Annotated in this window: 17 protein-coding genes; 13 read left to right on the top strand and 4 right to left on the bottom strand. The window is 72.1% G+C overall.

Going from position 1 to position 22,262, the window contains the following annotated elements; translation table 11 throughout:
- Positions 1–372: 372 nt before the first annotated feature.
- On the bottom strand, positions 373–639 hold the full coding sequence (rpsT, locus tag ACFVH0_RS03800; protein ID WP_124717766.1) for a 30S ribosomal protein S20: 267 nt from the start codon (positions 637–639) through the stop codon (positions 373–375).
- Positions 640–854: 215 nt separating this feature from the next.
- Between rpsT and lepA the strand changes: the two genes are divergently transcribed.
- The 4 genes from lepA (at position 855) to hemW (ending at position 8,356) form a co-directional block, all read left to right on the top strand.
- Positions 855–2,729, top strand: coding sequence for a translation elongation factor 4 (gene lepA, locus ACFVH0_RS03805; RefSeq protein WP_385817844.1), 1,875 nt, complete (start codon positions 855–857; stop codon positions 2,727–2,729).
- A gap of 288 nt (positions 2,730–3,017) precedes the next feature.
- Complete coding sequence (locus tag ACFVH0_RS03810) at positions 3,018–4,904, top strand: AMP-dependent synthetase/ligase (RefSeq protein WP_385817845.1); 1,887 nt, start codon at positions 3,018–3,020, stop codon at positions 4,902–4,904.
- Positions 4,905–5,114: 210 nt separating this feature from the next.
- On the top strand, positions 5,115–7,040 hold the full coding sequence (locus tag ACFVH0_RS03815; RefSeq protein WP_385818057.1) for a SpoIIE family protein phosphatase: 1,926 nt from the start codon (positions 5,115–5,117) through the stop codon (positions 7,038–7,040).
- A 74-nt stretch (positions 7,041–7,114) separates the two neighbouring features.
- Positions 7,115–8,356, top strand: a complete 1,242-nt coding sequence (gene hemW / locus ACFVH0_RS03820) for a radical SAM family heme chaperone HemW (protein WP_385817846.1) — start codon at positions 7,115–7,117, stop codon at positions 8,354–8,356.
- Positions 8,357–8,503: 147 nt separating this feature from the next.
- Here hemW and ACFVH0_RS03825 read toward each other — a convergent pair whose 3' ends face one another.
- Positions 8,504–9,322 (bottom strand): DUF3097 domain-containing protein, encoded by an 819-nt coding sequence (locus tag ACFVH0_RS03825; protein ID WP_385817847.1) that lies wholly within the window; start codon positions 9,320–9,322, stop codon positions 8,504–8,506.
- A gap of 25 nt (positions 9,323–9,347) precedes the next feature.
- Positions 9,348–10,070, bottom strand: a complete 723-nt coding sequence (locus ACFVH0_RS03830) for an MBL fold metallo-hydrolase (protein ID WP_385817848.1) — start codon at positions 10,068–10,070, stop codon at positions 9,348–9,350.
- A 198-nt stretch (positions 10,071–10,268) separates the two neighbouring features.
- Between ACFVH0_RS03830 and hrcA the strand changes: the two genes are divergently transcribed.
- The 9 genes from hrcA (at position 10,269) to ACFVH0_RS03875 (ending at position 20,838) form a co-directional block, all read left to right on the top strand.
- A complete protein-coding gene (gene hrcA / locus ACFVH0_RS03835) occupies positions 10,269–11,285 on the top strand; it encodes a heat-inducible transcriptional repressor HrcA (RefSeq protein WP_124717772.1) in 1,017 nt (338 codons plus the stop codon).
- Positions 11,286–12,422 (top strand): molecular chaperone DnaJ, encoded by a 1,137-nt coding sequence (gene dnaJ, locus ACFVH0_RS03840; RefSeq protein WP_342286525.1) that lies wholly within the window; start codon positions 11,286–11,288, stop codon positions 12,420–12,422.
- A gap of 124 nt (positions 12,423–12,546) precedes the next feature.
- Positions 12,547–13,620: a nitronate monooxygenase gene (locus ACFVH0_RS03845; RefSeq protein ID WP_385817849.1), complete on the top strand. Its 1,074-nt coding sequence runs from the start codon at positions 12,547–12,549 to the stop codon at positions 13,618–13,620.
- Positions 13,617–14,363, top strand: coding sequence for a 16S rRNA (uracil(1498)-N(3))-methyltransferase (locus tag ACFVH0_RS03850; protein WP_385817850.1), 747 nt, complete (start codon positions 13,617–13,619; stop codon positions 14,361–14,363). Before ACFVH0_RS03845 ends, ACFVH0_RS03850 begins: the two co-directional genes overlap by 4 nt.
- A gap of 84 nt (positions 14,364–14,447) precedes the next feature.
- Positions 14,448–14,972, top strand: coding sequence for a hypothetical protein (locus ACFVH0_RS03855; RefSeq protein WP_385817851.1), 525 nt, complete (start codon positions 14,448–14,450; stop codon positions 14,970–14,972).
- A gap of 81 nt (positions 14,973–15,053) precedes the next feature.
- Complete coding sequence (locus ACFVH0_RS03860) at positions 15,054–18,290, top strand: S41 family peptidase (protein WP_385817852.1); 3,237 nt, start codon at positions 15,054–15,056, stop codon at positions 18,288–18,290.
- A gap of 235 nt (positions 18,291–18,525) precedes the next feature.
- Positions 18,526–18,885, top strand: coding sequence for a histidine triad nucleotide-binding protein (locus tag ACFVH0_RS03865; protein WP_385817854.1), 360 nt, complete (start codon positions 18,526–18,528; stop codon positions 18,883–18,885).
- A 15-nt stretch (positions 18,886–18,900) separates the two neighbouring features.
- A complete protein-coding gene (locus ACFVH0_RS03870) occupies positions 18,901–19,809 on the top strand; it encodes a ribonuclease Z (protein WP_385817855.1) in 909 nt (302 codons plus the stop codon).
- 36 nt (positions 19,810–19,845) lie between these two features.
- Entirely contained in the window at positions 19,846–20,838 is a 993-nt protein-coding gene (locus ACFVH0_RS03875; protein WP_385817856.1) for an adenosine deaminase, read from the top strand.
- Here ACFVH0_RS03875 and ACFVH0_RS03880 read toward each other — a convergent pair.
- A complete protein-coding gene (locus ACFVH0_RS03880) occupies positions 20,802–22,157 on the bottom strand; it encodes an MFS transporter (RefSeq protein WP_385817857.1) in 1,356 nt (451 codons plus the stop codon). The two genes, ACFVH0_RS03875 and ACFVH0_RS03880, sit on opposite strands and share 37 nt — an antisense overlap.
- Between the last annotated feature and the right edge of the window lie 105 nt (positions 22,158–22,262).

Here is a 22,262-nt window from a genome sequence, read left to right on the forward strand (position 1 = left end):
CACCGCCCCCACGCGGCTCGGCCCCCTGGCCGCGTACGCCAGGGGACTCGCCCGGGGCACCCGCCCCGAACACCGCCCCCACGCGGCTCGGCCCCCTGGTCGCGTACGCCACGGGACTCGCCCAGGGCACTCGCCCCGAACGGCGCCCCGCGTCGCCCCCGAACACGTACGTCACGGGACTCGCCTTGCTGCGGCCGTGCACGCCGAAGGCCCCGGTCCTCGCTCTGGGGAGAGCTGAGGTCGGGGCCTTCGGTTCAAGCTTGGTGCGCCGCACCCGCGTGGCGAACGCAGGTTCGGTGTGCGGCGCGGGGTGCCGGTCAGGAGCGGGAGAGAGGGCCCGCTGGGTCCGTCCCGGCGATCACATCAGAATGCTCAGCCCTGGAGGGAGGCAACCTTGGAGGCCAGCGCCGACTTCTTGTTGGCGGCGGCGTTCTTGTGGATGACACCCTTCGAGACAGCCTTGTCGAGCGCGCGGGAGGCGTCGCGAGCGGCCGTGGTGGCCTTCTCGACGTCACCGGCGGCGGCAGCCTCACGGGCCTTGCGGATAGCGGTCTTGAGCGAGGACTTGACGGCCTTGTTGCGCAGGCGCGCCTTCTCGTTCGTCTTGTTCCGCTTGATCTGGGACTTGATGTTCGCCACGAAAGAGCCTTTTCAGGTTCGTTGGATCTTCGATGTGCGCCCCACGGCCTGAGAGAGTCGCGAGGCACAGCTGTCAACGGTACCAGCCCCACTCCGACCGGCCCAAACCGGTCTCCGCCCCGCAACCATGGGACGATGGAGGCTACGTATCGATCCGACCGACCCGACATCGACCCGAGACACGGCGTTCGGCGTCTCAAGAATCAGGACCCTGCGTGCCCGCGACTCCTACCAACGTGCCCGAGCCGAGCCGTACCGACCCGGCGCTGATCCGCAACTTCTGCATCATCGCGCACATCGACCACGGCAAGTCGACCCTTGCCGACCGGATGCTCCAGCTGACCGGTGTGGTCGACCAACGGCAGATGCGTGCTCAGTACCTCGACCGGATGGACATCGAGCGCGAGCGCGGCATCACCATCAAGTCCCAGGCGGTGCGGCTGCCCTGGGCGCCCACCACGGGCGAGGGCCAGGGCCGCACCCATGTCCTCAACATGATCGACACCCCGGGCCACGTGGACTTCACCTACGAGGTCTCCCGCTCGCTCGCCGCCTGCGAGGGCACGGTCCTGCTGGTCGACGCCGCGCAGGGCATCGAGGCCCAGACCCTGGCCAACCTCTACCTGGCGATGGAGAACGACCTCACCATCGTCCCGGTGCTCAACAAGATCGATCTGCCGGCCGCGCAGCCCGAGAAGTTCTCCGAGGAGCTGGCGAACCTCATCGGCTGCCAGCCGGAGGACGTGCTCAAGGTCTCCGCGAAGACCGGCATCGGCGTGGAAGCGCTGCTCGACCGGGTGGTCAGGGACGTCCCGGCCCCGGTCGGCCAGGCGGACGCCCCCGCCCGCGCGATGATCTTCGACTCGGTCTACGACTCGTACCGCGGCGTCGTCACGTACGTCCGTGTGGTCGACGGGCAGCTCAACAAGCGCGAGCGCATCCGGATGATGTCCACCGGCGCCACCCACGAGCTGCTGGAGATCGGGGTCTCCTCCCCGGAGATGACCCCGGCCGACGGCCTCGGCGTGGGTGAGGTCGGCTACATCATCACCGGTGTGAAGGACGTCCGGCAGTCCAAGGTCGGTGACACCATCACCTCCCTGAACAAGGGCGCGACCGAGGCGCTGGGCGGCTACAAGGACCCCAAGCCGATGGTGTTCTCGGGGCTGTACCCGCTGGACGGATCGGACTACCCGGACCTGCGCGAGGCGCTGGACAAGCTCCAGCTCAACGACGCCGCCCTGGTGTACGAGCCGGAGACCTCCGCGGCACTCGGCTTCGGCTTCCGCGTCGGCTTCCTCGGGCTGCTCCACCTCGACGTGATCCGGGAGCGGCTGGAGCGCGAGTTCGGCCTCGAACTCATCGCCACCGCCCCCAACGTGGTCTACCGCGTCGACATGGAGGACGGCACCGAGCACACCGTCACCAACCCGAGCGAATTCCCCGAAGGCAAGATCGACAAGGTGCACGAGCCCGTCGTGCGCGCCACGGTCCTGGCCCCCAGCGAGTTCATCGGCGCGATCATGGAACTCTGCCAGCAGCGGCGCGGCACCCTGCTCGGCATGGACTACCTCTCCGAGGACCGGGTCGAGATCCGCTACACCCTGCCGCTCGCCGAGATCGTCTTCGACTTCTTCGACCAGCTGAAGTCCAAGACCCGGGGCTACGCCTCGCTCGACTACGAGCCCACCGGCGAGCAGACCGCCCAGCTCGTCAAGGTCGACATCCTGCTGCACGGCGACAAGGTCGACGCGTTCTCCGCGGTCACGCACAAGGACAAGGCGTACGCGTACGGCGTCCGGCTGGTCGCCAAGCTGCGCGAGCTGATCCCGCGGCAGAACTTCGAGGTGCCGATCCAGGCCGCCATCGGCTCCCGGGTCATCGCCCGTGAGACCGTCCGCGCCATCCGCAAGGACGTCCTCGCCAAGTGCTACGGCGGTGACATCTCCCGTAAGCGGAAGCTGCTGGAGAAGCAGAAGGAGGGCAAGAAGCGGATGAAGATGGTCGGCAATGTGGAGGTGCCGCAGGAGGCCTTCATCGCCGTGCTGTCGACGGACGAGTCCGGCGGCGAGGGCAAGGGCAAGAAGTAGCCCGCCACCCCCCGGTGACAGCCCTACGGGCCCCTGTGTCGCGGCACCCCGCGGCACGGGGGCCCGTTTGTTATGAAGCGGCGGCCCGTTGCCCCTTACGCGGTGGACGCGGGCGCTCTACCCTGATCACGGCTTCGTAGTTACTCGCCAGTTAAACAAGGGCGGGGTCCGAGCAGGACGAGCAGACGGACGTACGCAGGAACAGGCACAGGAACAAGCGGTACACAGCAGCCATCAGCAGCAATCAGCAGCCGGTCGTGAAGCACTGCCGCAGGCCCGGAGGACGTCGTGAGCGACACACTGACCTTGATCGAGAACCGACCGCCCTCCGTGGCGAACCTCTTCATCGACCGCGTGGCGGCCACCCCGGACGGGGAGGCGTACCGCTACCCCGTCCCGGCCGCCGGCGACGGACCCGATGAGTGGAAGTCGCTGAGCTGGGCGCAGGCCGCCGAGCGGGTCTACGCCGTCGCGGCCGGGCTCATCGGTCTGGGCGTGCAGCCGGAGGAGCGGATCGCGCTCGCCGCGAGCACGCGGGTGGAATGGGTCCTCGTCGACCTCGGTGTGATGTGCGCGGGTGCCGCGACCACCACGATCTACCCGTCGACCAACGCGGAGGAGTCGGCGTTCATCCTCTCCGACTCCGGGAGCCGGGTGCTCATCGCCGAGGACGCCGCCCAGCTGGCCAAGGCCCGCGAGCGCCGCTCCGAACTGCCGGACCTCGCCCATGTCGTCGTCATCGACCCCGAGGGCGCCGGGCCCGCCGAGGGCGACCCCGAGGGCTGGGTGCTCACCCTCGCCGAGCTGGAGGCCCGCGGCGCCGAGCACCTGGCGAAGCACCCCGAGGCGGTCGAGGAGCGGGTCTCCGCCATCACGGCCGATCAGCTCGCCACCCTGATCTACACCTCGGGCACCACCGGCCGCCCCAAGGGCGTACGCCTGCCGCACGACAACTGGTCGTACATGGCCAAGGCCACCGTGGCGACCGGGCTGATCACCATGGAGGACGTGCAGTACCTCTGGCTGCCGCTCGCGCACGTCTTCGGCAAGGTCCTCACCTCCGGCCAGATCGAGGTCGGCCACGTCACCGCCATCGACGGCCGGGTCGACAAGATCATCGAGAACCTTCCGGTGGTCCAGCCGACGTACATGGCCGCCGTCCCCCGCATCTTCGAGAAGGTCTACAACGGCGTCGCCGCCAAGGCACGGGCAGGCGGCGGGGCCAAGTACAAGATCTTCCAGTGGGCGGCCGGGGTCGCCCGCGAGTACGCCACGGTCTCCCAGGACAACTTCCGGCGCACCGGCACGGCCTCGGTCCCCTTCGCCCTCGGCGCCAAGCACAAGGTCGCCGACGCTCTCGTCTTCGCCAAGATCCGCGAGGCATTCGGCGGCCGGCTGCGCGCCTGCATCTCCGGCTCCGCCGCCCTCGCCCCCGACATCGGCCTCTTCTTCTCCGGCGTCGGCATCCACATCCTGGAGGGCTACGGCCTCACCGAGTCCAGCGCCGCCTCCTTCGTCAACCCGGGCGAGGCCTACCGCACCGGCACCGTCGGCAAGCCGCTCCCCGGCACCGAGGTACGGATCGCGGACGACGGTGAGATCCTGCTGCGCGGCCCCGGCCTGATGCAGGGCTATCACGGGCAGCCGGAGAAGACCGCCGAGGTGCTGGAGTCGGACGGCTGGTTCCACACCGGCGACATCGGCGAGCTGTCCGTGGACGGCTATCTCCGGATCACCGACCGCAAGAAGGACCTGATCAAGACGTCCGGCGGCAAGTACATCGCCCCGGCGGAGGTCGAGGGACAGTTCAAGGCGGTCTGCCCGTTCGTCTCCAACATCCTGGTGCACGGCGCGGACCGTAACTTCTGCACCGCCCTGATCGCACTCGACGAGCCGACCATCCTCGGCTGGGCCGCCGAGAACGGCCTGGGCGGGAAGCCGTACGCAGAAGTGGTGGCCTCCCCGCAGGTCGTCGAGCTCATCGAGGGCTACGTGAAGCGGCTCAACGGGGGACTGCAGCGCTGGCAGACCATCAAGAAGTTCCGGCTGCTGCCCCGCGACCTGGACATCGAGCACGGCGAGCTGACGCCCAGCCTCAAGCTGAAGCGGCCGGTCGTCGAGCGCGCCTACCAGGAACTCATCGACGACATGTACGCGGGAACCCGCGAGGCATAGAAGGCTCCTCGCGGACCGGCCGCACGGTGCGGCCGCTCCTGCTCGTCCCCGCTCATTTTCTCTGCTCACTTCGGCAACTCGCCGCTTATGGGCATGGTCCATCTGTCACTCTGTCGGTGTCGTCAGCGCCGCCCAACGAGAACAGACAGACAGCAACGAGAACAGACAGAGCGAGAACAGGTCAGGAGCCGCACCGTGGGGCCCATTCCCTTGCAGCGGGACATCACCGAGCGTCCCGGTGATCCCGCAGGCCGTGCGGACGCGCGGCCGGTCGCCCATACGTCCCTGCCCGGGAACCTCCTCGCACCCTCCGCCGCCCGCCGGTTCGTCCGGGCCGCCCTCGGCGAGTGGACCGGGCTCGGGCTGCCGGCGGCCGTGGGCTTCAGCGAGCGCGTGGCCGATGACGCGGAAATCGTCGTCAGCGAGCTGGTCACCAACGCGGTCGTGCACGCCGGGACCAATGTGGAAGTGCTCGCCCGGCTGGAGGAGGCCACCGAGGACGAGGTGGCGGCCCTGGTGGTGGAGGTCTCCGACCACCACCCGGCCCGCGCCGTGCGCAGCGACCGTCCGGAGTCCGGAAGCGCGGCCGAGGCCGCGGAGGGCACCAGCCTCGTCGGACCCGACGAGCCCGCCGAGTACGGCCGCGGACTCCAGCTCGTCGGCACCCTCGCCGAACGCTGGGGCATCACCTACCGCACCGGCCTCAAGACCGTCTGGGCCAGGCTCCCCGTGGACGACTGGAACCCGTTCCCGGAAGCGGCCTCCGAGCCCGGCTTCCAGCAGGGGCTGCGCGCCGCCGAACTCCTCGCCCCCAACGCCCGGCGCGCGCTGCGCGACGACGCGGACTGGGCCGGCCGCGGCGCGCTCTCCTTCCTCGCCGAGGCCTCGGACCTGCTCGCCGGCCAGCTCGACGAGGACATCGTGGCGGCGCTCTCCGGGCAGTTACTGGTGCCCAGACTCGCCGACTGGTGCGCGATCTGGCTGGAACCCGAGAACGGCGGCCCCTCCGCCGTCCCCCGGCTCGCCAGCGTCTGGCACCGGGACGAGGCCGAGACCGGGCAGCTGCGCGCCCTGCTGGAACAGGACCCGATCCGGCTCCCCGAGCGGGTCGGCACCGGGCCCGTCTCCATGCCGTGGCCCGGCGGCGAGGAGGACGGCGAGAAGACCGAGGAGCCCGCCGTGTCCGCCCTCGCCTACCGGATCACCTCCGGCGGCCGGACCCTCGGCGCCGTACTCCTGGGCCGGGAGGGCCTCGTCCGCGTCCCCGACGAGGTGACCGCGCTCATCGAGGACTTCGTACGCCGGGTCGGCCTCGCGGTCGGCGCCGCCCGCGAGTACACCCGGCAGGCCACCATCAGCCGCATCCTGCAGCGCGCCCTGCTGCCCGGCAAGGTCGCCGACATACCCGGCGTCACCAGCTCACTGGTGTACGAACCCAGCGACGACGGCGTCGTCGGCGGTGACTTCTACGACATCTTCCCGTGCCCCGGCGACCGTTGGTGCTTCGTCCTCGGCGATGTGCAGGGCAGCGGCCCCGAGGCCGCCGTCGTCACGGGCCTGGCCCGCCCCTGGCTGCGGCTGCTGGCCCGCGAGGGCTTCGGCGTGGGCGAGGTCCTCGACCGGCTCAACCGGCTGCTCCTCGACGACGCGATGGAGGCCGCCGAGGCGGCCGCGCTCATGGTGGCAGCCGCGGGCGGTCAGCAGACCGCGGACACCGGGCAGTCCCGCTTCCTCTCCCTGCTCTACGGGGAACTCGTACCGCTGCCCGGTGGCGGCGTGCGCTGCACCCTGGCCAGCGCCGGCCACCCGTTGCCGCTGCTGCTGCGGCCCGACGGCGAGGTGCGCCCGGCCGCCGAGCCGCAGATACTGCTCGGGATCTTCGACGACGTCGCGTACGAGAGCCAGTGCTTCGAGCTGGCACCCGGCGACAGCCTGCTGTGCGTCACGGACGGTGTGACGGAGCGGCGCTCCGGGACGCTGATGTTCGACGACGGGGACGGACTGGCCCGGGCACTGGCGGGCTGTTCCGGCCTGTCGGCGGACGGGATCGCGGACCGGATCAAGCGGGCGGTGCACGAATTCGCCGAGCGGCCGCCGGACGACGATCTGGCGCTGCTCGTGCTCCAGGCGGGCTGAGGCGGCGCATGAGCGGGGGCGGGCGGCCTCCGTGATCACGGGCATGGCCGGGAGGCTCCCGGCGGCGAGCGACAATGGGCGGTATGCCTTCCGTACTGCCCGATGGTGAACCCGTACCCGACGACGGGGCGCTGCCCCGCCATGCCCTGGAAGGCGCCGCCGGCCGGCCGCTCGGCTTCTACCTGCACGTGCCGTACTGCGCGACCCGCTGCGGCTACTGCGACTTCAATACCTACACCGCGACCGAGCTGCGCGGTTCCGGCGGCGCGCTGGCCTCCCGGGACAACTACGCGACCCATCTGATCGGCGAGGTCCGCCAGGCCCGCAAGGTCCTCGGGGACGACCCCCGGCCGGTCCGCACGGTCTTCGTCGGCGGCGGTACGCCGACCCTGCTGGCGGCCTCCGACCTGGTCCGGATGCTGGGGGCGATCCGGGAGGAGTTCGGGCTCGCGGACGACGCCGAGATCACCACCGAGGCCAATCCGGAGTCCGTCGGTCCGGCGTATCTCGCGGAGCTGCGGGAGGGCGGCTTCAACCGGATCTCCTTCGGCATGCAGAGCGCCCGGCAGCACGTGCTGAAGATCCTCGACCGTACGCATACGCCGGGGCGCCCCGAGGCGTGTGTCGCCGAGGCCCGGGAGGCGGGCTTCGAGCACGTCAACCTCGACCTGATCTACGGCACGCCGGGGGAGTCCGACGACGACTGGCGGGCCTCGCTGGACGCGGCGATCGGGGCGGGACCGGACCATGTGTCGGCGTACGCGCTGATCGTCGAGGAGGGCACGCAGCTGGCCCGCCGGATCCGGCGCGGCGAGATCCCGATGACCGACGACGACGCCCACGCGGACCGGTATCTGATCGCGGACGAGGCGATGGCCGCGGCGGGCTTCTCCTGGTACGAGGTGTCGAACTGGGCCCGTACGCCGGAGGGCCGCTGCCTGCACAACGAGCTGTACTGGCGCGGCGCCGACTGGTGGGGCGCCGGGCCCGGGGCGCACAGCCACGTCGGCGGGGTGCGCTGGTGGAACGTGAAGCACCCGGGCGCGTACGCGCAGGCGCTGGCCGAGGGGCGGTCGCCGGGGGCCGGGCGCGAGGTCCTCTCCGAGGAGGACCGGCGGGTGGAGCGGATCCTGCTGGAACTCCGGCTCCAGGACGGCTGCCCGCTCGACATCCTGGCTCCGGCCGGGCTGGCCGCGTCCCGCCGGGCTCTGGCGGACGGGCTCCTGGAAGCGGCGCCGTACGAGCGGGGGCGGGCGGTGCTCACGTTGCGGGGGCGGCTGCTGGCGGATGCGGTGGTGCGGGATCTGGTGGACTGAGGCGCGGGGGACGGGCGGTGCGGGTGCGGTGTGCCTGGTCCCCCGCCCGCCCCTTCCCGTAGCCGGGGACGCCGACCCCGGACCCCCGCTCCTCGATCGTCGGAGGGGCTTGATTCAGCACCTCAAATCGGCGGATGGGTCGGCGGGCTACTCCGGCGCCGTCACGAAGTCGATCAGGTGTTCCACCGAGCCCAGCAGGGCCGGCTCCAGGTCGCGGTACGAGTGGACCTTGGACAGGATGTGCTGCCAGGCCGCGCCGGTGTTCTCCGGCCAGCCCAGGGCGCGGCACACGCCCGTCTTCCAGTCCTGGCCGCGCGGCACCACCGGCCAGGCCGCGATGCCCACGGAGGACGGCTTCACGGCCTCCCACACGTCGATGTAGGGGTGGCCGACCACCAGTACGTTCTCGTCCGTGACCTGATCGGCGATCCGGGACTCCTTGGAGCCGGGGACCAGATGGTCGACCAGGACGCCCAGCCTGGCGTCCGGGCCGGGGGAGAACCCGCGCACGATGGCGGGGAGGTCGTCGATGCCCTCCAGGTACTCGACGACCACGCCCTCGATCCGCAGGTCGTCGCCCCAGACCCGCTCGACCAGCTCCGCGTCGTGCCGGCCTTCCACATAGATCCGGCCCGCCCGTGCGACGCGGGCGCGCGCGCCGGGGACCGCGACCGAACCCGAGGCCGTGCGCGCGGGGCGCACCGGAGCGGCGGCCGAGGGGCGTACGAGCGTGACCACCCGGCCCTCCAGCAGGAAGCCGCGCGGCTCCATCGGGAACACCCGGTGCTTGCCGAAGCGGTCCTCCAGGGTCACCGTCGGCCCCTGGGCCGTCTTCTCGCAGCGGATCACCGCACCGCAGAATCCGGTGGAGACCTCCTCCACGACCAGATCGGCTTCGGCGGGGACCTCGGGAACGGGGGCGGACCTCTTCCACGGCGGGGTCAGGTCCGGCTGGTAGCTGCGCATCGGACGACGATAGGACGACCGGGGGTCACGACACGCCGAAGCGTACGGCCAGTTGTTCGCGCTGATCCCGTACGAACGCCGCGTCCACCACCGCCCCGTGCCCCGGCACGTACACCGCGTCCTCGCCGCCCAGTGCCAGCAGCCGGTCCAGCGAGGCCGGCCAGCGGGACGGGAAGGCGTCCGAGCCCGCCTGGGGTTCGCCGGACTCCTCGACCAGGTCGCCGCAGAGCACGACCGCGGGGGAGCCGGGGACGACCGCCACCAGGTCGTGGCCGCTGTGCGCGGGGCCCACGTCGGCCAGCAGCACCTCGCGCCCGCCGCCCAGGTCGACCGTCCACTCGCCGCACACCTCGTGCTGCGGCGCGACCAGCGCGTCCGCGGCCTCCGCCGCGTCGTGCTCGCCGACCCCGTGGCGCACGGCCGCGGTGTGCAGCTCGTCCGCCCCGTGCTTCAGCAGCTCCCGCATGCCGACCGCTCCGTACACCTGGGCGCCGGAGAACGCGGCGGTGCCCAGTACATGATCGAAATGGGGATGGCTGAGTGCGATATGCGTCACCCTCCGGCCGAGCAGGGCCTGCGCCTGGGCCCGCACCTCGGCGCCTTCACGGAGCGTCGATCCGGTGTCGTAGAGCAGCACCGCGTCCGCTCCGACCACCAGTGCGACCGTCGCGTCCCATCCGGGAAGGCGCCGCCGGCCCACTCCGTGACCGAGTCGCTCCCAGCCGAACTCTTCCCAAGAGGCATCCATACCGCGACGCTATCGGCAACGACCTGCGCGGTCTCGCGGTAGCGTGGCCGGTCGCCCTTGCTAGGCCCCCACTCGGCCGCCGTACACTGGCCGGGGGGTTGCTGGCACTCGCGATGACAGAGTGCCAGGAGGATTCCTGGGCAGAGAAACAGGAACGACCCGAGAACCAACGAGGAAACACAGCTGGAGGTGTGCGCGATGCTCAGCGAACGCAGACTCGAAGTGCTTCGCGCCATCGTCCAGGACTATGTCGGCACGGAGGAGCCCGTCGGCTCCAAGGCGCTCACCGAGCGGCACAAGCTGGGGGTCTCCCCGGCGACCGTCCGCAACGACATGGCGGTGCTGGAGGACGAGGGCTTCATCGCCCAGCCCCACACCAGCGCGGGACGCATCCCGACGGACAAGGGCTACCGGCTCTTCGTCGACAGGCTCGCGGGGGTCAAGCCCCTCTCGACGCCGGAGCGCCGCGCCATCCACAATTTCCTCGACGGCGCGGTGGACCTCGACGACGTCGTGGGCCGCACCGTACGGCTGCTCGCGCAGCTGACCCGGCAGGTCGCCATCGTGCAGTACCCCTCGCTGACCCGGTCGACGGTCCGGCATGTGGAGCTGCTCTCACTGGCACCCGCCCGGCTGATGCTCGTGCTCATCACGGACACCGGCCGGGTCGAACAGCGCATGATCGACTGCCCCGCCCCGTTCGGCGAGACCTCTCTGGCCGATCTGCGGGCCCGGCTCAACAGCCGGGTCGTCGGACGCCGTTTCGCGGACGTCCCGCAGCTGGTGCAGGACCTGCCGGAATCCTTCGAGAGCGAGGACCGGGGAACCGTGTCCACCGTGCTCTCCACCCTGCTCGAAACCCTCGTCGAGGAGACGGAGGAGCGGCTGATGATCGGCGGCACCTCCAACCTCACCCGCTTCGGGCACGACTTCCCGGTGATGATCCGGCCGGTGCTGGAGGCACTGGAGGAGCAGGTCGTGCTGCTGAAGCTGCTCGGCGAGGCCAAGGACTCGGGCATGACCGTACGTATCGGGCACGAGAACGCCCACGAGGGGCTCAACTCCACGTCCGTCGTCGCGGTCGGCTACGGTTCGGGCGACGAGGCAGTCGCCAAACTCGGCGTGGTCGGACCGACCCGCATGGACTACCCCGGAACGATGGGAGCGGTACGCGCAGTGGCACGTTACGTCGGACAGATCCTGGCGGAGTCGTAAGTGGCCACGGACTACTACGCCGTACTCGGCGTGCGCCGCGACGCCTCTCAGGACGAGATCAAGAAGGCATTCCGGCGGCTCGCCCGCGAGCTGCACCCGGATGTGAACCCCGATCCGAAGACCCAGGAGCGGTTCAAGGAGATCAACGCCGCCTACGAGGTGCTGTCGGACCCGCAGAAGAAGCAGGTCTACGACCTCGGCGGCGATCCGTTGTCCGCCTCCGGCGGCGCGGGCGCGGGCGGATTCGGACAGGGCGGCTTCGGCAACTTCTCCGACATCATGGACGCGTTCTTCGGTACGTCGTCGCAGCGCGGACCCCGTTCGCGCACCCGGCGCGGCCAGGACGCGATGATCCGGCTGGAGATCGATCTCGCCGAGGCGGCGTTCGGCACCACCAAGGACATCCAGGTCGACACGGCCGTCGTCTGTACGACGTGCAGCGGCGAGGGTGCCGCACCCGGCACCTCCGCGCAGACCTGTGACATGTGCCGCGGCCGCGGCGAGGTCTCCCAGGTCACCCGGTCCTTCCTCGGCCAGGTCATGACCTCGCGGCCCTGCCCGCAGTGCCAGGGCTTCGGCACGGTCGTGCCGACCCCGTGCCCGGAGTGCGCCGGCGACGGCCGCATCCGCTCGCGGCGCACGCTCACCGTGAAGATCCCCGCCGGTGTCGACAACGGCACCCGCATCCAGCTCGCGGGCGAGGGCGAGGTCGGCCCCGGCGGCGGCCCGGCCGGCGATCTGTACGTGGAGATCCACGAGCTCTCGCACGCGGTGTTCCAGCGCCGCGGCGACGACCTGCACTGCACGGTCACCATCCCCATGACGGCGGGCGCGCTCGGTACCAAGGTGCCGCTGGAGACGCTCGACGGCCTGGAGGAGGTCGATATCCGGCCGGGCACCCAGTCCGGCCAGTCGGTCCCGCTGCACGGCCGCGGCATCACGCATCTGCGGGGCGGCGGGCGCGGCGACCTGATCGTGCACGTCGAGGTGATGACCCCGACGAAGCTCGACCCGGAGCAGGAGCGACTGTTGCGCGACCTGGCGAAGATGCGCGGTGAGGAGCGGCCCACCGGCCAGTTCCAGCCCGGCCAGCAGGGGCTGTTCTCCCGGCTGAAGGACGCCTTCAACGGCCGCTGACCGACTCCGCAAGCCGTTCCCGGACGCCGGACGGACCCGCTCGACGGGCCCGTCCGGCGTTTGAGTACAAAGCGGACCCCGGGGTGGGCGCCCCGGGCGGCCGGGGACGTGACACGATGCGGTCATGTCATCCGCGTTGACCGATCTCTGCCGGTATCCGATCGTGCAGGCCCCGATGGCGGGGGGCACGTCCTGTCCACAGCTCGTCGCGGCCGTCTCCGAGGCGGGCGGGCTCGGTTTCCTCGCCGCCGGGTACAAGACGGCGGACGGCATGTACAACGAGATCAAACAGCTGCGCGGGCTGACCGGTCAGCCCTTCGGCGTCAATCTCTTCATGCCGCAGCCGGGACTCGCCGACCCGAGCGCCGTCGAGGTGTACCGGCACCAGCTCGCGGGCGAGGCCGCCTGGTACGAGACCCCGCTCGGCGACCCGGACTCCAGCGGCGACGACGGCTACGACGCCAAGCTGGCCATACTCCTGGACGATCCGGTCCCGGCCGTCTCGTTCACCTTCGGCTGCCCGACCCGCGACACCCTCGACGCGTTCGCCGGCGTCGGCACGTACACCATCGTGACGGTCACCACGCCCGAGGAGGCCCAGGCCGCCCAGTGGGCGGGCGCCGACGCGCTCTGTGTCCAGGGCGTCGAGGCGGGCGGCCACCAGTCCACCCACCGCGACGACCCGCAGACCGACGGCGCCGGAATCGGGCTGCTCTCGCTGGTGTCCCAGGTCCGCGAGACCGTGCAGATACCGATCGTCGCGGCCGGCGGGCTGATGCGCGGATCCCAGATCGCCGCGGTGCTGGCCGCGGGCGCGGAGGCGGCGCAGCTCGGCACGGCCTTCCTGGTCTGCCCCGAGTCCGGGGCGAGCCCGCTGCACAAGCAGGCGCTGACCAACCCGCTGTTCGTACGGACCGCCCTGACCCGGGCGTTCTCCGGCCGCCCGGCCCGCGGTCTGGTCAACCGGTTCATGCGCGAGCACGGCCCGTACGCCCCCGCCGCCTACCCGCAGGTGCACTATCTGACCGCCGGGCTGCGCAAGGCGGCGGCCAAGGCCGGGGACGCGCAGGGCATGGCGCTCTGGGCGGGCCAGGGGCACCGGATGGCACGCGAGCTGCCGGCCGGCCGGCTGGTCAGGCTGCTCGCCGAAGAACTGGACGCCGCACGGACGGCAGTGAGCACAGGGAGTACGCAGTGACCGCACCGGTCTTCGTCGTCGAACAGGTCCCCGGCGGGCCCGAGTTCGTCCTGGAGGGGCCCGAGGGCCGGCACGCCGTGTCGGTGAAGCGGCTGCGCGCAGGTGAGGACGTCGTGCTCACCGACGGGCGCGGCCACTGGGCGGAAGGCATCGTCCTGGCCGCCGAGGGCAAGGACCGGCTCGTCGTCACCGGCCTGACCGGGATCCTGGAGGAGCCCCGCCCCGCCCCCCGCATCACCGTCGTCCAGGCCCTGCCCAAGGGCGACAGGGGCGAGGTCGCCGTGGAGACGATGACGGAGACCGGCGTGGACGCGATCGTGCCCTGGCAGGCTTCGCGCTGCATCACGCAGTGGAAGGGCGACCGAGGTCTCAAGTCCCTCGCGAAATGGCGCAACACCGCCCGGGAGGCGGGCAAGCAGTCCCGCCGGGTGCGCTTCCCCGACGTGGCCGACGCGATGACCACCAAGCAGGCGGCCGCCCTGGTCGCCGCGGCGGACTTCGCCGCCGTCCTGCACGAGGACCGGGGGCACGACAGCGAGCCGCTGGCCACCGTCCCGCTCCCCGACCGGGGCGAGATCGTGCTCGTCGTCGGCCCCGAGGGCGGGGTCTCGCCGGACGAGCTGGCGGCCTTCACCGCGGCGGGCGCCCGGATTTGCCGGCTCGGCGCGAGCGTGCTGCGCACCTCCACGGCCGGCACGGCGGCAACCGCACTGCTGCTGGGGCGCACCGGCCGCTGGTCGTGAGCCCCCGCTTGCGCTCCGGTGCCACCCCAGCTGTCCCCGCACGCCGTCTACCGCGCGGTGGGGCAACGGTGGGAAGCTGCCCGTATGGGGACATCAAGGGCATGGGGTCAGGGAAGAGAACGGCGCTTTCTGGCCGCGTCCGCACTCGTGGTCGCGGCGGTCGCGGGAGCTGCCGCCTGTGACCCCCAGGGCGGGCTGAACTCCGCGTCCATCGCCGTGACCACCGACCGGGTCGGCACCGGCGCACTGGAGCGCAACGGGGTCGATGTGCAGTGGCTGAACTGCACGGCGGGCGTCGACGGGGACCGGGCCGGGGGCGCGCAGCCCTCGGCGTCCGTGCGCCGGATCGCGGACGTCGACTGCACCGGCAAGACCGGACAGGGCGAGGCCATCACCCTCAGCGGCAAGGTGACCCAGGAGCTGGGCGGCCGGTGCGTGCGGGGGGACCTGACCGCGAAGACGGGCGGGAGGTCCGTCTTCCGGGCGGATGTGCTCGGCAACTGCGACGCCGCCCCGTCGACCGCGGTGGTGAACCCGCCGCCGGCCGGCGGCCCCGGGCCGGTGGTCACCGTCACGGTGACGGTGACCGAGACGCCCATGGGCAAGTGATCCGGTCCGCCCTCCCGGCGGCCCGTCGAACTCCGGCCAACCCGCTTACGCGGAACGGGACCGCGACCTAGGGTGACCGGTGTGACGCAGTCTGCCTACCTCCGATACCCCCATGTCCAGGGCGATTCGATCGCCTTCACCGCCGAGGACGATGTCTGGCTGGCGCCGTTGGACGGCGGCCGAGCCTGGCGCGTCTGCGCCGACAACCGGCCGGTCGCCGGCCCCCGGATATCGCCCGACGGAACCCGGGTCGCCTGGACGACCACCCGGGACGGCGCCCCCGAGGTGCACATCGCGCCTGCCGACGGCGGCCCCTCCGAGCGGCTCACCTACTGGGGCGACGCACGGACCGCCGTGCACGGCTGGACGCCCGAGGGCGAGGTGCTCGTCATCAGCTCCCAGGGGCAGGCATCGCTCCGGCGCACCTGGGCCAGGGCCGTCCCGGTCGACGGCGGACCCGCCCGGACCCTGCCGTACGGGCCGGTCGGCTCGGTCGCGTACGGGCCCGGCGGCCGGGTCCTGCTGCTCTCGGTCACCATGGGGCGCGAGGCCGCCGCCTGGAAGCGCTACCGGGGCGGCACGGCGGGCAAGCTGTGGATCGAGCAGGAGCCCCCCGCCGACGGCCCGGCGGAGTTCGTACGGCTCCACGCCGACCTCGACGGGAACATCGAATGCCCGATGTGGGTGGGCGAGCGGATCGCCTTCCTCTCCGACCACGAAGGCGTCGGCGCGGTCTACTCCTCGCTCCCCGACGGCTCCGACCTGCGCCGCCACACCGGCATCGAGGGCTTCTACGCCCGCCACGCGTCCACCGACGGCACCCGGGTCGCCTACGCCTCGGCCGGTGAACTCTGGCTGCTTGACGACCTCGGGGGCGACGGGCCCCGCCGCGTCGACATCCGGCTCGGCGGCCAGCGCGCCGACCTCCAGCCGCACCCCGTGCACGCCGGCAGCCACCTCGACGCCGCGTCCCCGGACCGCACCGGCCGCGGCAGCGCCGTGGGGACGCGCGGCGCCGTCCACTGGGTCACCCACAGTGGGGGCCCGGCCCGCGCGCTCGCCGTCGAACCGGGCGTACGGGCCCGGCTGCCCCGCACCTTCCAGGCCGACGGCGACCAGCACGTCGTCTGGGTCACCGACGCCGAGGGCGACGACGCCCTGGAGTGCGCCCCCGCCACCGGAACCGCCCCCGGCGCCGTACCGCGCCGCCTCGCCGCGGGCCGTATCGGCCGGGTCCTCGACCTGACCCCGGCCCCCGACGGCAGCCGGTTCGCCGTCGCCGCGCACGACGGGCGGATCCTGATCGTCGAGCGGGAGAGCGGCGAGGTCCACGAGGTGGACCGCAGCGAGCACGGCGAAGCCTCCGGCCTCGTCTTCTCGCCCGACTCCGCCTGGCTCGCCTGGTCCCACCCCGGACCCGAACCGCTCAGCCGGCTCAAGCTCGCGCACCTCGCCGATCTGTCGGTCACCGAGGCCACCCCGCTGCGCTTCCGGGACTTCGCCCCCGCGTTCACCGGTGACGGCAAGCACCTGGCGTTCCTCTCCGAGCGGTCCTTCGACCCGGTCTACGACGCCCATGTCTTCGACCTGGCGTTCATCGGCGCCTGCCGCCCCCACCTGCTGACGCTCGCCGCCACCACGCCCTCCCCGTTCGGGCCGCAGCGCCACGGCCGCCCGACCGAGAAGAGCGGCGGCGAGGGCGACCAGGACAACCCGACCGCGCTCCCCGTGACCCGGATCGACCTCGAAGGGCTCGCCGACCGGATCGTGCCGCTGCCCGTCGAGGCCGCCAACTACTCCACGCTGCGCGCCGCGAAGGACGGGCTGCTGTGGCTGAGCCACCCGGTGACCGGGGTGCTCGGCACCAGCGGCCCCACCCCCGACTCCCGGCGGCCCGAGACCGTCCTGGAGCGGTACGACCTGGAGAAGCTGCGCTGCGAGGAACTCGCCTCCGGCGTCGAGGACTTCGCGGTCAGCGGCGACGGCAAGCGGATCGTCATGCAGACCCGGGGCAAGCTGCGCGCCGTACCGTCCGACAGCCATGTCTCGGCCGATGACGACGACGGCGGCAGCGACGGCGGCGTCACCGTCGACCTCTCCCGGATCCGGCGGATCCTCGAACCGGCCGCCGAATGGCGCCAGATGTACAACGAGGCCGGGCGCATCATGCGGGACAACTACTGGCGCCCCGACATGGGCGGCCTCGACTGGGACGGGGTCCTGGACCGCTACCGCCCGGTGCTGGAGCGGGTCGCCACCCACGACGACCTGATGGACCTGCTCTGGGAGGTGCAGGGGGAGCTCGGCACCTCGCACGCCTATGTGAGGCCGTCCGGCGGATGGGGCGACGACTCGTCCCGGCAGGGGCTGCTCGGTGCGGACATCTCCCGTACGGACGGGGGGAGTTGGCGGATCGACCGGATCCTGCCGTCCGAGACCTCCGACCCGGAGGCCCGCTCCCCGCTCGCCGCGCCCGGCGTGGCGGCACGCGTGGGGGACGCGATCATCGCCGTCGACGGGTGCCCGGTCGACCCGGTGACCGGGCCCGGACCGCTGCTCACCGGCTCGGCGGACAAGCCGGTCGAGCTGACCGTCTCGCCGGTCGACGGCGGCGACCCCCGCCACGTCGTCGTCGTACCGATCGCCGACGAGGAGGCACTGCGCTACCACGACTGGGTCGCCGGCCGGCGGGCCTATGTGCACGAGCGCTCCGGCGGACGCCTCGGCTACCTCCACGTCCCCGACATGGTCGGCTCGGGCTGGGCGCAGCTCCACCGCGACCTGCGGGTCGAAGTGGCCCGCGAGGGGCTGGTCGTGGACGTCCGGGAGAACCGCGGCGGCCACACCTCGCAGCTGATCGTGGAGAAGCTCGCCCGCCGTGTGGTCGGCTGGGACCTGCCGCGCGGCAGGCAGCCGTTCAGTTACCCGCAGGACGCGCCGCGCGGCCCCGTGGTCGCGGTGGCCAACGAGTTCTCCGGCTCGGACGGCGACATCGTGAACGCCGCGATCAAGGCGCTGCGCATCGGGCCGGTCGTCGGCACCCGGACCTGGGGCGGCGTGGTCGGCATCGACAGCAAGTACCAGCTGGTGGACGGGACAGCGGTCACCCAGCCCAAGTTCGCGTTCTGGTTCGAGGGCTACGGCTGGGGCGTGGAGAACCACGGGGTCGACCCCGATGTCGAGGTCGTGGTGACACCGCAGGACTATGCGGCGGGCCGGGATCCCCAGCTCGACGAGGCGATCCGGATCGCACTGGAGTCACTGGCCGGGACACCGGCCAAGCGGGCGCCGGAGCTGCCGGGACTGCCGGAGGCGTAGGGGAGCGGGGCGGGGTGCGGGTGGGGGCGCCTGCGGCGGGCTCGCTGCCCCTGCCCGCCCCTTCCCGTGTCCGGGGGCTCCGCCCCCTGTCCCCCCGCTCCTCGAACGCCGGAGGGGCTGGTTCCCAGGTTCCGGCCGGGCTGGGTTCCAGGTTCCGGAGGGGCTGGATTGCGGGCCCGATACGATGCCGTACAACGATCACCGCGACCGTCACCACCCAGCGAGGAGCCACCCCATGGCAGGAGAACCGCAGCCCGACTGCCTGTTCTGCAAGATCGTCTCGGGTGAGATCCCGGCAACCATCGTCCGCGAGACCGAGACCACCGTCGCCTTCCGGGACATCAACCCGCAGGCCCCCACCCACGTGCTCATCATTCCCCGCGTCCACCACCCGGACGCCGCCGCGCTCGCCGCCGCCGAGCCGGGTGTCGCCGCCGACATACTGCGTGAGGCCGGGCAGGTCGCCGCCGACGAGAAGATCGTGGACACCGGCTACCGGGTCGTCTTCAACACCGGCTCCGGAGCCGGCCAGACCGTCTTCCACGCGCACGCCCACGTCCTGGGCGGCCGCGGACTTCAGTGGCCCCCCGGCTAGAACGGCCCGCACCCCGTGTCCGTACGCGAACTCGTGGTCCTCGGCACCGCCAGCCAGGTCCCGACCAGACACCGCAATCACAACGGCTATCTGCTGCGCTGGGACGGCGAGGGCATCCTCTTCGACCCCGGTGAGGGCACCCAGCGCCAGATGCTGCGGGCCGGTGTCGCCGCGCACGACATCGACCGGATCTGCGTCACGCACTTCCACGGTGACCACTCGCTCGGCCTGGCCGGGGTGATCCAGCGGATCAACCTCGACCAGGTCCCGCACCCGGTCACCGCGCACTACCCGGCGAGCGGGCAGCACTTCTTCGAGCGGCTGCGGTACGCCACCGCCTACCGCGAGTCCGTCGAGCTGACCGAGGCCCCGGTCGCCGCCGACGGGGTGCTCGCCACCACCGACGCGTACACGCTCAGCACCCACCGGCTCTCGCACCCCGTCGAGTCGTACGGCTACCGCCTCGTCGAGCCCGACGGGCGGCGCATGCTGCCCGCGCGACTGGCCGAGCACGGCATCAAGGGGCCCGACGTCGGCCGGATCCGGCGCGAGGGCGTCATCGGCGGCGTCACGCTGGACGACGTCTCCGAGCGCAGGCGCGGCCAGCGGTTCGCGTTCATCATGGACACGAGGCTCTGCGACGGCGTGCATGTCCTCGCCGAGGGCTGCGACCTGCTGGTCATCGAGTCGACCTTCCTCGACGAGGACGAACGGCTCGCCACCGACCACGGCCATCTGACCGCCGGACAGGCGGCCCGGGTGGCCCGGGACGCGGGAGTGCGGCACCTCGTGCTGACGCACTTCTCGCAGCGGTACGACGACCCGGCGCTCTTCGAGGCCCAGGCCCGCGCGGCGGGCTTCGAGGGCGAACTCACCGTCGCCCAGGACCTCAGCCGTATCCCTGTGCCCACCCGGCACTTCTGACACATCAGCACCACCGTCTGTGAGCGTGAAATGCCCGTGCCCCTCCCCAAAGCCGAACTCCACCTGCACATCGAAGGCACCCTCGAACCCGAGCTGGCCTTCGCGCTCGCCGCGCGCAACGGCGTTCAGCTGCCGTACACGGACACCGAGGAGCTGCGCACCGCCTACCTCTTCGACGACCTGCAGAGCTTCCTCGACCTGTACTACGCGCTGATGGCGGTGCTCCGGACCGAGCAGGACTTCGAGGAGCTCGCCGACGCGTACCTCGCCCGCGCCGCGGCCCAGGGCGTCCGGCACGCGGAGATCTTCTTCGACCCGCAGGCTCACACCGCCCGCGGCGTCCCGATCGGCACCGTCGTCGAGGGGCTCGGCCGGGCGCTGGACCGCAGTGAGGAGCGGCACGGCATCTCCACCCAGCTGATCATGTGCTTCCTGCGCGACGAGTCCGCCGAGTCGGCGCTGGAGACCCTGGAGGCGGCGAAGCCGCATCTGCACCGGATCAGCGCGGTCGGCCTGGACTCGGCCGAGGTCGGCCACCCGCCCGTCAAGTTCCGCGAGGTGTACGAGGCGGCCGGGGCGCTCGGGCTGCGCAAGGTCGCCCACGCGGGCGAGGAGGGCCCGCCCGAGTACATCCGGGAGGCGCTGGACGTCCTCGGGGTCGAGCGCATCGACCACGGACTGCGCTGCATGGAGGACCCGGAGCTGGTGGAGCGGCTGGTCGCGGACCGGGTGCCGCTCACCCTCTGCCCGCTGTCCAACGTACGGCTGCGCGCCATCGACACCCTGGAGGAGCACCCGCTGCGGGCCATGATGGACGCCGGACTGCTCTGCACGGTGAACTCCGACGACCCCGCCTACTTCGGCGGGTACGTCGGGGACACCTTCCACGCCGTCCACGAGGCGCTCGCCCTGGACCGGGAGCGGCTGCGCACCCTGGCCCGCAACTCCTTCGAGGCGGCCTTCCTCGACCACGACGAGGAGCGCAGGGCCCGCTATCTGTCCGAGGTCGAGGCGTACGCGTTCGACTGACCGGCCCCGCCCGCCGGGCCGGCCGTCCGGAACGCGGTCCTGACCGGGCGCCTTCGGCGCACCGGCAGGCTGATCTCCGTGACGGCCTGCTCGGGCGAGCCCAGCTTGGGCACGGCGCCGGGCACCGCCCCGGTGGTGACGGCGAGCAGCGCGGCGGGTGCGCCGCCTCTGCGGCGCACCGATCCCGGTACCAGCGGACGGCCACCGGTGTGCAGGGCGACGGCCGTGACCGGGGCCGCGACCAGAAGCGTGACGGCGCCCAGGATCAGGCCCATGACCGGGTAACCGGCCTGCTCGGAAAGCACACTGCCCAGGACCGGTCCGCAGGCCACCCCGACGGACGAGGCGGAGCCCGCGAGGACCGCCCAGCGCCCGCGTACGTCCAGTGAGGCGGCCAGGCCGATCAGATACGACAGCACCACCGGGTAGACGGTGTTCCACAGGATCTCGCCGGTCGCGAACGAGCCGAGGTTCCCGGCCGACGAGCTGAGCACGATGCTCGCCGCGATGATCACGGTGCCCAGACCGATCGGCACCGCCCGGCCGAGCCTGGCGCCCAGCATCCCGGCGCCCATCACCCCGAGCAGACCCGTGCCGAGCGCGGCGGCGAACACCGCGCCGATGGTGACCTCGGAGAGCCCGACCTGGTCCACCCCGATCCGGCTGCTGACGCCCCAGAGCGCGTTCTGCGCCATCGACCAGACGAGCATGCCGCCCGCGAGCACCAGACCCGAGCGGCGGTGCGGCAGCCGGCCGGCGACCGGGGCGGCGGGACCGGTGGGCGTGACGCCGCCGAGCCGCGCCGTGGCGGGCCAGACGAGCAGGGCGACCACGGCGATCGAGGCGAACGGCAGCCGGTGGCCGCCGCCGAGGTGGGGGATCGTCAGATACAGGGCGCCCGCCGTCGCGGAGACGCTGAGCAGCCCGAGCGACGAGGTGCGGTGCGGATCGCGCTGGGCGGCGATGCCCGCGGCGGCCACCGCGGTCGCCGTGCCGGAGCCGAAGCCGCCGATCATCGCGCCCATGACCACCAGCGGCACCGACCCGGCCAGGGCGGCGCAGCCGTACCCCACCATGGCCAGCACCAGCCCCGTCCGGGCCGGCCGCCGAGGGCCGTAGGTCTCGACCCGGCCCGCCAGTGTGAATCCGGCGGTCGCCGAACTCAGCAGCAGGGCACTGCCGACCAGGCCGGCCTGCGCCGTACTGAGGCCCAGATAGACGGAGAGCCGCCCGACGATGGTGGGGAGCAGATAAGCGGCGAGGTAGCCGGCGGTGAACACGGCGACCAGGGGCCACGCGGCGCGAGGGCGCGAGGACATGGGCGTTCCTGAGGACATGCCTGAGGCGGCAGAGAAGGCAGGGGAGGGCAATGCGGAAATACGGGGAAATCGGGCCACTCTTCGGTAACTGTCACCGACTGGGCT

This window comes from Streptomyces sp. NPDC127117, from assembly GCF_042677325.1.
In the GTDB taxonomy this organism is placed as follows: domain Bacteria; phylum Actinomycetota; class Actinomycetes; order Streptomycetales; family Streptomycetaceae; genus Streptomyces.